This window comes from Rhodococcus sp. I2R (assembly GCF_020889545.1).
Lineage (GTDB): Bacteria > Actinomycetota > Actinomycetes > Mycobacteriales > Mycobacteriaceae > Rhodococcoides.
Map to the genome: position 1 here is coordinate 43,677 of NZ_JAHUTG010000028.1, position 10,852 is coordinate 54,528.

General features: G+C 63.8%; 10 protein-coding genes. 5 read left to right on the plus strand and 5 right to left on the minus strand.

Translation table 11 applies throughout. The features are described from left to right. Nucleotides 1–5: 5 nt before the first annotated feature. Nucleotides 6–2,210 (plus strand): 1,4-alpha-glucan branching protein GlgB, encoded by a 2,205-nt coding sequence (glgB, locus tag KVY23_RS21810; RefSeq protein ID WP_230558221.1) that lies wholly within the window; start codon nt 6–8, stop codon nt 2,208–2,210. Next, on the plus strand, nt 2,211–3,677 hold the full coding sequence (locus tag KVY23_RS21815) for a metallopeptidase (RefSeq protein WP_230558222.1): 1,467 nt from the start codon (nt 2,211–2,213) through the stop codon (nt 3,675–3,677). Between the two features lies 1 nt (nt 3,678). Here the strand turns inward: KVY23_RS21815 and KVY23_RS21820 are convergent, their stop codons facing one another. From KVY23_RS21820 to KVY23_RS21830, 3 genes are all read right to left on the minus strand, one after another. Continuing rightward, nucleotides 3,679–4,623: a tetratricopeptide repeat protein gene (locus KVY23_RS21820; RefSeq protein ID WP_230558223.1), complete on the minus strand. Its 945-nt coding sequence runs from the start codon at nt 4,621–4,623 to the stop codon at nt 3,679–3,681. Nucleotides 4,624–4,672: 49 nt separating this feature from the next. Further along, nucleotides 4,673–5,047: a DUF3817 domain-containing protein gene (locus KVY23_RS21825; RefSeq protein ID WP_187346783.1), complete on the minus strand. Its 375-nt coding sequence runs from the start codon at nt 5,045–5,047 to the stop codon at nt 4,673–4,675. An 87-nt stretch (nt 5,048–5,134) separates the two neighbouring features. Beyond that, the gene (locus tag KVY23_RS21830; protein WP_206508282.1) at nt 5,135–6,325 is read right to left on the minus strand and encodes an acetyl-CoA C-acetyltransferase; all 1,191 of its coding nucleotides are present in this window, start codon (nt 6,323–6,325) and stop codon (nt 5,135–5,137) included. Between the two features lie 98 nt (nt 6,326–6,423). Between KVY23_RS21830 and mce the strand changes: the two genes are divergently transcribed. Beyond that, entirely contained in the window at nt 6,424–6,927 is a 504-nt protein-coding gene (gene mce / locus KVY23_RS21835; RefSeq protein WP_075839857.1) for a methylmalonyl-CoA epimerase, read from the plus strand. A gap of 44 nt (nt 6,928–6,971) precedes the next feature. Beyond that, complete coding sequence (locus KVY23_RS21840) at nt 6,972–7,925, plus strand: hypothetical protein (protein WP_075839825.1); 954 nt, start codon at nt 6,972–6,974, stop codon at nt 7,923–7,925. A 37-nt stretch (nt 7,926–7,962) separates the two neighbouring features. On the opposite strand, the gene KVY23_RS21845 is transcribed toward KVY23_RS21840, so the two are convergent. Both KVY23_RS21845 and nucS read right to left on the minus strand, forming a co-directional pair. Beyond that, nucleotides 7,963–8,289: an ATP/GTP-binding protein gene (locus KVY23_RS21845; protein WP_187346782.1), complete on the minus strand. Its 327-nt coding sequence runs from the start codon at nt 8,287–8,289 to the stop codon at nt 7,963–7,965. 22 nt (nt 8,290–8,311) lie between these two features. After that, the gene (gene nucS, locus KVY23_RS21850; RefSeq protein WP_230558224.1) at nt 8,312–8,983 is read right to left on the minus strand and encodes an endonuclease NucS; all 672 of its coding nucleotides are present in this window, start codon (nt 8,981–8,983) and stop codon (nt 8,312–8,314) included. 42 nt (nt 8,984–9,025) lie between these two features. Between nucS and KVY23_RS21855 the strand changes: the two genes are divergently transcribed. Continuing rightward, the gene (locus KVY23_RS21855) at nt 9,026–10,579 is read left to right on the plus strand and encodes an adenylate/guanylate cyclase domain-containing protein (protein WP_075839855.1); all 1,554 of its coding nucleotides are present in this window, start codon (nt 9,026–9,028) and stop codon (nt 10,577–10,579) included. Nucleotides 10,580–10,852: the final 273 nt, after the last annotated feature.

Genomic DNA, 10,852 nt, shown 5'->3' on the forward strand with positions numbered 1-10,852 from the left:
CCAACGTGAGCGACAAGCCGAGCACGCCTGACATCGCCCCACCGAGCGACAACGACATCGAGTTGCTCGCTCAGGGCAAGCATTACAACCCGCACTCGATCCTGGGTGCGCACACCGTCGAGGGTGGCACCGCGATCCGCGCGCTCAAGCCCAACGCCGAGTCGGTGTTCGCCCGCATCGGCGATGCCGACTATCCCCTGACGCACGTCGCCCACGGCGTGTTCTCGGGCGTCGTTCCGTTCGAGGATCTGATGGACTATCGACTGGCGGTGACGTGGCCCGGTGGCCATACTGCGGTCTCGGCCGATGGCTACCGCTTCCTACCCACCCTCGGCGAACTCGATCTTCACCTGTTCGGTGAAGGGCGTCACGAGCGGCTCTGGGACATCCTCGGCGCACACGAGCAGAACTACACCACCCTCGACGGCGACGTCAGCGGCGTCTCGTTCGCCGTGTGGGCGCCCGCGGCCTCGGGTGTCACCGTCATCGGAGACTTCGACGGTTGGACAGGCCGTAGCTTTCCCATGCGCGCACTCGGATCCACCGGTGTCTGGGAGCTGTTCATACCCGATCTCGCTCCGGGAGCCGTCTACAAGTACCGGGTACATGGCTCCGATGGTGTCGCTCGCGACAAGGCCGATCCGATGGCCTTCGCGACCGAGATCCCGCCTGCCACCGCATCTGTCGTGTCGAGCTCGTCCTTCGAGTGGACCGATGACGGATGGCTGGATGCACGCGCCGCCGTCGAACCGACCGCAGCGCCGATGAGCGTCTACGAGATTCATCTCGCGTCGTGGCGGCAGAATCTCGGGTACCGAGAGTTGGCCGAGCAGCTGGCCGATTACATCCTCGAGACCGGCTTCACGCATGTCGAGCTGCTGCCCGTGGCCGAGCACCCCTTCGGTGGCTCGTGGGGCTACCAGGTCACCTCCTACTACGCACCTACATCGCGTTTCGGCAGCCCCGACGACTTTCGATTCTTCGTAGATCATTTGCACGCCAAGGGAATCGGCGTTATCGTCGACTGGGTTCCGGCCCACTTCCCCAAGGACGAGTGGGCGTTGGCACGTTTCGACGGCGGCGCTCTGTACGAGCACGGCGATCCCCAGCGCGGCGAGCAACTCGACTGGGGCACACTGGTATTCGATTTCGGTCGCCGCGAAGTCCGCAACTTTCTCGTCGCCAACGCTCTGTTCTGGCTCGACGAGTTCCACATCGACGGACTGCGCGTCGATGCTGTCGCGTCGATGCTGTACCTGGACTACTCCCGCCCCGAGGGCGGGTGGAGCCCGAACATCCACGGTGGCCGCGAGAACCTCGAGGCGGTGTCGTTCCTGCAGGAGATGAACGCCACCGTGCACAAGAAGTTCAGTGGCGTCGTCACGGTTGCCGAGGAGTCGACGGCGTGGCCAGGCGTCACACGTCCGACGAGTGTCGGTGGTCTCGGCTTCAATATGAAGTGGAACATGGGCTGGATGCACGACACGCTCGGGTTCCTGGGGCGTGATCCGATTCATCGGACCTACCACCATCACGAGATCACCTTCTCGGCCGTCTACGCCTGGAGCGAGAACTACCTACTCCCCATCAGCCACGACGAGGTGGTGCACGGCAAAGGCACGCTGTGGACGCGCATGCCGGGCGACGATCACGCAAAGGCCGCCGGATTGCGCGGGCTGCTCGCCTACATGTGGGCGCATCCCGGCAAGCAGTTGCTCTTCATGGGTCAGGAGTACGGGCAGACGCGGGAGTGGTCGGAGGAACGCGGCCTCGATTGGTATCAACTCGACGAGAACAACGACCACGGCCTGCACCGAGGGATATTGAGCCTGGTCAGCGATCTCAACAGGGTCTACTGCGACCACCCCGCGCTGTGGACACTCGACACCTCTCCCAGCGGATATTCCTGGATCGATGCCAACGACACCGAGAACAACGTACTCAGTTTCCTGCGCTACGGGTCCGACGGTTCGGTGATCGCGTGCGTCTTCAACTTCTCCGGAGTGGTACGCGGCGACTATCGTGTCGGATTACCGGAACCTGGACGTTGGGTCGAGATCCTCAACACGGATGCAACCTCGTACGGCGGGACAGGCGTCGGCAATTATGGAGAAGTAACCGCGACGTCGCACTCGTGGCACGGTCGGCCGGCGTCAGCACAGGTCGCACTGCCTGCCAACGGAGCGATCTGGATCAAACTGGAGCGATAGATGAGTGGCGGTCGTACCCGACGCATTCCGAGTACGACCGCATTGCTCGCCTCGACCCTCGCGGCGGTGTTGCTGCTGGCCGGTTGCGGTCAGGTTGTCGACGGCCGAGCCGTTTCCATCTACGAGAACCCGTTCAACGTGGCCGGTCTGCCCGTCACCGACGGACCCAGCGGACCTCGACCGGGCGCACGGAACTCCGACCTCGAGGTGCAGGGCTCCGAGGGGACCGACTCCGACATCATCGCCACCAACGCGATCGACGACATTCAGCGCTACTGGACGCAGACCTATCCCGAGCTGTTCAAGACTCCATTCAGACCCGTGGCCGACCTGATCTCGTGGGATGCGAGTGAAGCCGACGGCGACGGCGTCAGATTCTGCGGGTTCCGCACCGGGGGTATTCCCAATGCGGCGTACTGCACGAGAGAGGACTCGATCGGCTGGGACCGAACAATTCTGCTGCCTGCCTTGATCGACGCCTTCGGGCCGATGGCAGTGGTCATGGTCATGGCTCACGAATACGGGCATTCCATCCAGCACCAGTCCGGTCTCGTCGGCGACGACACCCCGACCATCGTCGCCGAGCAGCAGGCTGACTGCTTCGCCGGCGCGTTCATCCGGCACGTTGCCGAAGACAAGTCTCCGCACTTCACGATCAACACCTCCGACGGACTCAACGGGGTCCTCGCGGCAACCGTCGCTGTGCGAGATGTGGATCCGAACGACCCGGAATCGGTGCACGGCTCGGCCTTCGAACGCGTCACCGCGGTGCAGATCGGATTCACCGACGGCGCATCCGCGTGCCTGAACATCGACGAGAACGAGATCGAATCACGTCGCGCAGACCTTCCACAGAAGTTCAGCGATGCCGAGGACGACGGCGAACTGCCGGTCACCACCGAATCGCTCGACGCGTTCGTTCGCTCGTTCGAAACGCTGCTGCAACTGAGCGATCCGCCCACGGTGTCCTATGACGGAAGCGACACCAACTGTCCCGACGGCACATCCACGGAACCGGTCTCGTACTGCGCGTCGACGAACGTCCTGGGCGTCGACGTCGACGCGCTCGCCGAACTCGGTACCGCCGAGGAGCCTCGCCGCGGCGATGTCATTCCGCTCAACGTCTCCGGTGACTACAGCGCGTACGTGCTCTTCGCCTCGCGCTACACGCTGGCGGTGCAGAAAGAGGCCGGTCAATCGCTGGACAATCCCCAGACCGCGTTGCGATCCGCCTGTCTGGCCGGGGTCATCACGGCAGGGCTCAGCGCCGAGAATCCAGAGGCCTCGGGACTCGAGGTGTGGCTGTCCCCCGGCGATCTCGACGAGGCTGTTTCCGGACTTCTCAGCGACGGCCTGACCGCGAGCGATATCAACGGCGTCACGCTCCCGAGCGGGTTCTCGCGGGTCGACGCCTTCCGCTCGGGAGTGCTGGGCGGGCAGGAGACCTGCACCGTCCGCTACCGGTAGATCAGTACAGGGCCGAAGCCAGCTTTCGCCGAGCCGCCACCACCACTGGATCGGCAGGGTCGAACAACTCGAACAACTCGAGGAGCCGAGTTCGGAGCTGCGTGCGCTCGTCTCCGGCTGTGCGCTTGACGCCGTCGATCAGCCGAGCGAACGCTGCTTCTGGTTTCTGCTGCGACAACTCGACGTCGGAAGCCTCGATCTGCGCGGCCACATCGCCCGGTGCCGCATCGGCCTTCGCCACGGCACTCTCGTCGACGTTCTGTACACGGGCAAGAAACTTCACCTGGCGAAGCGCAGACTTGGCGTCGGAGTTCGCAGGCTCGGCGTCGATGATCGCCTGGTATTGCGCGATAGCGGCGTCGAAGTCGCCCTCACCCAGGGCCTCCTCGGCCGCAACGAGCCGCGGATCCTCGGGCTCGGGTTCTTCTTCGACCGATGCGGCTCCGGGAGGCCCGGTCAGCTTTCCTGCCGTGGCCTGCTCTATCGCCTCGAGCCACTTGCGGAGCTGCTCCTCGGACTGCGCGCCCTGGAGGTCCGCCAATGGCTGGCCCCCGGCAACGGCAACGACCGTCGGGATGGCCTGGACACCGAAGGCCTGTGCGATCTGAGGATTGCTGTCGACATCGACGCGCGCGTGAACCCACCGACCGCCGGCCTCAAGTGCCAGCTGTCCGAGCTGGCGAGTCAGCGCGACGGACTGGGGTGACCGAGCAGATCCCAGATCGACGATGACGGGAACCTGCGAGGATCGCCGCAGTACCTCCGCCTCGAAGGAAGCAGTCGTCACGTCGACGATCGGAGGCAGGCCCGACGCGTCCTCGTCGCCTCCCGCCGCAGCTGGGGGCGCCGGCCGATCTTTCAAACCGGAGAGATCGACGGCGCCGGCGATGGATGCGGGAACGGCTGCTGGAGGACGGGCTGACGAGCGAGATCCGGGTCGAGTCACGCCGTACAGTTTGTCACCATCCGGGTCGGTCTTCTACCCGCGAGGTCGGTTAAGCGGCGCCCACACCTTTTGCCAGACTCGGCTGCTGGGTGTTCAGCTCCGCCATCCGTCCGGTTCGGGCAGCCCACACCTCGAATATCACCGTGCCGAAAGGCGGCACGCTCGCCACAGCGGCAAGAATCGTGGTGACCGCATTCCACTTCAACTTCACCGCGGTGATGACGGTCACGACCAGATAGAGCACGAACACAGCTCCGTGAATCGGTCCGAAGATCTTCACGCCGATCTCGTTGCCATCAGCGGGGATGTACTTGAATGCCATACCGATCAGCAGTCCGAGCCAGGTGAAGGCCTCGAGGACTGCGACGAAGCGGAAACGCTTGGCGGTGGTGCTCAGATCGAAGAAATTCAACATGACGACCATTGTGCCCGACCCCTACGACACTGTGTAGTGGCCCGGCGTGGTGGCTCTGGTCTCATTGGAGTGCATCGATCAGAGCCACCGTCACCGCTACTTCGCCGGGACGCGGACGATCAAGGCGTCACCTTGGCCACCACCACCGCACAATGCCGCTGCGCCGGTTCCTCCGCCGCGGCGCTGCAGTTCCAATGCCAGATGCAGCACGATACGGGCACCGGACATGCCGAGGGGATGCCCGATCGCGATGGCACCGCCGTTGACGTTGACCTTGTCCTCGCTCACCCCGAGTTCCCGCGTCGAGGCGATACCGACCGCCGCGAATGCTTCGTTGATCTCGATCAGATCGAGATCCTTCGGGTCCACGCCTTCCTTTTCGCACGCCTTGGCGATTGCGCGAGCCGGCTGAGACTGAAGTGACGAATCAGGGCCCGCCACCACACCGTGCGCGCCGATCTCTGCGATCCAGGACAATCCGAGACTCTCGGCCTTCTCCTTGCTCATCACGATGACCGCGGCGGCCCCGTCATTGATGGTGGAGGCATTGCCGGCCGTGATCGTGCCCGTCTTACTGAAGGCCGGACGTAGGGCGGCGAGCGTGTCGGGCGTGGTGTCCGCGCGAATGCCCTCGTCCTCCGCGAACACGATCGGATCACCCTTGCGCTGCGGGATCGAGACCGGGACGACTTCGTCGTCGAAAACACCATTCTTCCAGGCTGCCGCCGCTCGCTGATGCGACTCCGCCGCAAACGCGTCCTGTTCTTCGCGGGTGCTCGCGGTAGCGCCCTCGTTGCGGCATTCGGTCAACCCGCCCATTGCCTGATCGGTGAAAATGTCGTACAGGCCGTCGAAAGCGAGATGGTCGCGCATGGTGACGTCACCGTATTTGAAGCCGGCGCGGCTCTTCTCGAGCAAGTGCGGAGCCTGGGTCATCGACTCCTGACCGCCCGCGACGACCACGTCGAACTCGCCTGCACGAATCATCTGATCCGCCAGCGCTATGGCGTTGATACCCGACAGACACACCTTGTTGATCGTCAAAGCAGGAACGTCCATCGGAATACCCGCCGCAACGGCCGCCTGACGCGCCGGAATCTGGCCGGCACCTGCGGTGAGAACCTGCCCCATCACGACGTACTCCACGAGTTCCGGCGCGACACCTGCTTTCTCGAGCGCACCCTTGATCGCGACGCCGCCCAGATCCGAGCCCGACAGACCCTTCAGCGACCCGGACAACCGACCGACCGGGGTTCGAGCCCCAGCCACGATGACAGACGTGGTCACGTTTTTCCTCCACTCGTTCTCGATCGAACAGTCAGATGCCGATTTCAGTCGACAACCCCGGTGGGCATTTCGACGGCACTGACGCTAACGTCGACTCTATGACTTCAACTACGCCGTCCACCACGGGGACCTCTACCACGTCGTCCTCCGCCGGACTCCCGGTCCGATCCGAGCTTGTCACCGCGATCGACCATGCTGGCGTAGCCGTCCCCGACCTCGATGTCGCGATCGCCTGGTACACCGAGCACCTGGGGATGGTTTCCGTCCACGAGGAGATCAACGAGGGCCAAGGCGTTCGGGAAGCGATGCTCTCGTTCCCCGGCGCGCCCGCCGGCGCAACGGCACTTCAGCTCCTGGCCCCTCTCGACGAGAACTCGACGATCGCGAAGTTCATCGGCCGCAACGGTCCCGGCCTGCAGCAACTGGCCTACCGCGTCACCGACATCGACGAGATCTCGGTCGACTTGCGCGGCCACGGAGTTCGGCTTCTGTACGACACGCCCCGACGCGGCACCGCTGATTCACGAATCAACTTCATCCATCCGAAGGATGCCGGTGGCGTGCTGATCGAGCTGGTCGAGCCTGCCAGTGCACCCCATTGACCCACCCGATGGCCACGCACCCTACGCACCGGTAAATTGACGCCATGGCCTACGAGCAAGAGCGCAGCGGTGTGCAACTTCCCTTCTCCATCGTCCGGAAGGGATTCGATCGCGACGAAGTCACCAACTATTTCGAACGATTCGACGCCGAACTGCGGCTGACCACTGCCGACCGTGACGCCGCCGCGTCGCAAGCGCGCGACCTGGCCAAGCAACTCGACGACGCTCGCGACGAGATCGACGAACTTCGCAAGGACATCGATCGCCTTTCCGTTCCCCCGACCACTGCCGAGGGGATGAGCGACCGTATCTCGCGAATGCTGCGGCTGGCATCGGACGAGGCTTCGGAGGTTCGCGCCAAGGCACACTCCGAGGCAGAGGAAATGGTGTCCGTCGCCGAGCAGGAGAGCGCACGTCTTCGCGCCCGCCACGAGTCACTCGTCGCAGAGCTGGAAGAGCGGCGCACCGCGCTGGCGACCGAACACGAGCAGACGATGGCCCAGGCGCGTACCGAGGCTGCTCGTGTCGTCGAAGCCGCACAAACCGAGCGCGATCGTCTGGCCGCCGAATCGGAGGCCAAGCGCGCGAAGGTTCAGGAAGACTTCGAAATCACGATGGCGGAACGGCGCACCAAGATACTCACCGCGCTCGAGGACCTCGAGTCGTCGAGCAAGGCCGACGCTGCGCACCGCATCGAAGAAGCCACCAGCGAGGCCACCCGCCGACTGCAATCGGCAACCGAGCAAGCCGAACGCCGTATCGCCCATTCGAAAGAGCTCGCCGAGGAACTTCGGGTCCTGCGCAGCCGCGTGCTCGCGCAGCTTCTCGGTATTCGCGGTCAGCTGGACTCCGTGCCTGCCATGCTCGCCTCGGTCAACCGCGAGAGTGAACTGTTGGACGGGTCCGATGCCAGCGAAACAGGCAAGGACGGCAACACCAAGGGCAACGGAGCGAAGGACAACGGCGCCTCCCCCGAAAAGGCGGAAGCTACATCCTGAATGCGTGACCGGATCGAGCCGATGGGGTGCTGGCCGACTACGACCAGCGCCTCGTCAGGCCGCGCGTCCCGCGTCCGGACCAGCAGCCGGTGTGCCAGTGCCGCCGATTGTCCGGACCCCCGAGTTCGTCGGCGGGCCACGCCACGACGTGGGCGACACCAGGACGTATTTCGTGATCACACCCTGGGCACCGATAAGTCTTGGTTGCGCGATTGCCAGGCACAGTTCGCGAGGTGAACTCCTCGTCAGCCCAACCGGACGGGCCCGCTTCGACGCGGGCGCCGCCCATCAACGAATCGGGATGCGGCCCACGTGCGTTGGCAGTCTTCCGATTCGGTCTGCGGTCGTGGTTCCGTCGAGGCACATCTCGAGTGTAGGAGATGTAGTCAGAAGAGCCGGAATTCCGTGCTGTCGGTTCCCCTCAGCACGTCGTAGTCCAGCGTGAGGCATCGAATGCCCCGGTCGGTCGCCAGCGTCTTGGCCTGGGGCTTGATGCTCTGGGCCGCGAACACGCCGCTCACCGGAGCCAGCACTGGATCGCGGTTCAGCAATTCGAGATAGCGCGTCAGCTGCTCGACGCCGTCGATTTCGCCCCGCCTCTTGATCTCGACCGCCACAGTTCCGCCATCGGCGTTTCGACACAGCAAATCCACGGGCCCGATCGCCGTCATGTATTCGCGCCGAACAAGCGTGTAGCCGTCGCCGAGAGTCTCCACGTGCTCGGCGAGCAGCTCCTGCAGATGCGACTCGACTCCGTCTTTGATCAGTCCCGGATCGACGCCGAGCTCGTGGCTGGAGTCGAGCTCGATGTCCTCGATGAGAATCCGCAATTCCTCACCGGCTTTGTTGGTCACGATCCACGTCAGCTTGCCGTCCTCGCTGCTCTCCGCCATCCAGCATGGCGGTGACATCCAGTTGAGAGGCTTGTACGCACGGTCGTCTGCGTGGACGCTCACAGAGCCGTCGGACTTCACCAGAAGTAGGCGTCTAGCAGGCGGAAGGTGAGCAGTGAGTCGGCCGACATAGTCCACTTGGCAACGAGCAATAACTAGACGCACCCACCTACCCTAAGCCAGACCGACAGTTAGTCTGTGACGACCATGCCGCAACTGACACGATCCGCCGCGCCCCTCGGATCACATCTTCTCGGTGACACCACCGAATCACCCAGGCGACGACGCATTCGTGTCCAACTTCTTCTGACGACTTTCTTGTTGGGCTCAAATCTGATCGGGGCGATCATCGTCGGCGCCCTCGTCAGCGTCGTCGTCCCGGGGCCGAACGTGCTTGACGTCGAGAAGTACTGGTGGGTCAACTTCATCGTGGTCCCGGTGTATGTCAGCCTGGCGTTCATCGTCGGTGTTCTGGTGGGTACGACGCGGGCTGTGCGCGCTCTACGGTGGGCGATCGAAGACCGACATCCGACTCGCCACGAACAGGTCACGACGCTGTCGATGCCGTGGCAGCTCACGAAGCTGCAAATTGTTCTGTGGACCGGCGGGTTGGTCCTCATCACCACGATCGACGGCATGATCGACCCTGAGGCGATCCCGAAAGTAGCCTTCACGATCGGCGCCGGCGGGACTGTCGTTTGTGCCTTCAGCTACCTGCTGAGCGAATTCGCGTTGAGGCCTGCCGCCGCTCGCGCGCTCGAAGCCGGAGATCCGCGACGCATCCGAATCGCGGGAGTCATGGGACGGTCCATCCTCTCCTGGCTACTCGGCACCGGTGTACCGGTGGCGGGCCTGATGATCATTGCGATATTCAGCTTCATTCGCCCGTACCGCACCGGTTCCACGCAATTGGCCGTCGCCATCCTCGCGCTCGGTGCCATCACTCTCGTCTTCGGTCTGCTGCTCACACTGCTCGGCGGAATCGCCACTACAGCACCAATTCGCAATGTCAGGTTGGGTATGGCGGAGGTCGAACGCGGAAATACCGAGGTGAAGGTGGCTGTCTACGACGGCACCGAGCTCGGTGAATTGCAGAGCGGGTTCAACAGAATGGCCGACGGAATTCGCGAGCGCGAAAAGATCCGGGATCTGTTCGGACGACACGTGGGCCAAGAGGTGGCCGAAGCAGCACTGAACAAAACGTCCGAACTTGGTGGAGAGGAACGCGACATCGCAGTCTTCTTCATCGACTTGGTCGGATCGACGGAAATCGCGTCGTCACAGCCACCGACGGAAGTCGTGGCTCTTCTGAATCGCTTCTTCGCCGTGGTCGTCGACGAGGTCGACCAGCACGGTGGTTTCATCAACAAATTCGAAGGCGATGCCGCGCTCGCCATCTTCGGCGCACCAGGCGATATCGAGGATCACTGCGGGTGCGCCCTCGCGGCTGCCCGCAAGATCAGCTCTCGTCTTGTCGACGAAGTCCCCGAGTGCAGCGCAGCGGTCGGCGTCGCTTCCGGTCGGGCCGTCGCCGGCAATGTGGGGGCGAAGTCCCGGTTCGAGTACACAGTGATCGGCGATCCGGTCAACGAGGCAGCACGCCTATCCGACCTGGCGAAGAACGCCCCAGGCGCAATCCTGGCATCCAAGGTCACCGTCGACGGTGCCAATCGGTCCGAGGCTGGGCACTGGGAATTCGGTGAGAGCGTCACACTTCGCGGACGATCCGCCGAAACCGTACTCGCTCACCCGACCACCTGATCCGAGACGACACCCTCACACTCTCCCGCTACGCTCCCCCAGGCTCTCGCCAACCACCCGTCCCGACGGGCGTACATGGTCGCTCTCCCATCGATGGGCGCGGTGGGGTGTGCTCGGGGTGATGTGCTCGGGGTGGTGGTGGGTTATTGGTGGTGTGGGAATGCAGAAATACCCCCTCGACCTGGTGGTCGAGGGGGTATTTCTGGGGTTTGTGTTCGGCGGTGTCCTACTCTCCCACACCCTGTCGAGTGCAGTACCATCGGCGCTGGAGGG

Excerpts from the sequence above, each read along its gene's own strand:
- KVY23_RS21840 (WP_075839825.1), top strand. The coding sequence starts at position 6,972 with ATGGCCTACGAGCAAGAGCGCAGCGGTGTGCAACTTCCCTTCTCCATC.
- KVY23_RS21855 (WP_075839855.1), top strand. The coding sequence starts at position 9,026 with ATGCCGCAACTGACACGATCCGCCGCGCCCCTCGGATCACATCTTCTC.
- mce (WP_075839857.1), top strand. The coding sequence starts at position 6,424 with ATGACTTCAACTACGCCGTCCACCACGGGGACCTCTACCACGTCGTCC.
- KVY23_RS21815 (WP_230558222.1), top strand. The coding sequence starts at position 2,211 with ATGAGTGGCGGTCGTACCCGACGCATTCCGAGTACGACCGCATTGCTC.
- KVY23_RS21825 (WP_187346783.1), bottom strand. The coding sequence starts at position 5,047 with ATGGTCGTCATGTTGAATTTCTTCGATCTGAGCACCACCGCCAAGCGT.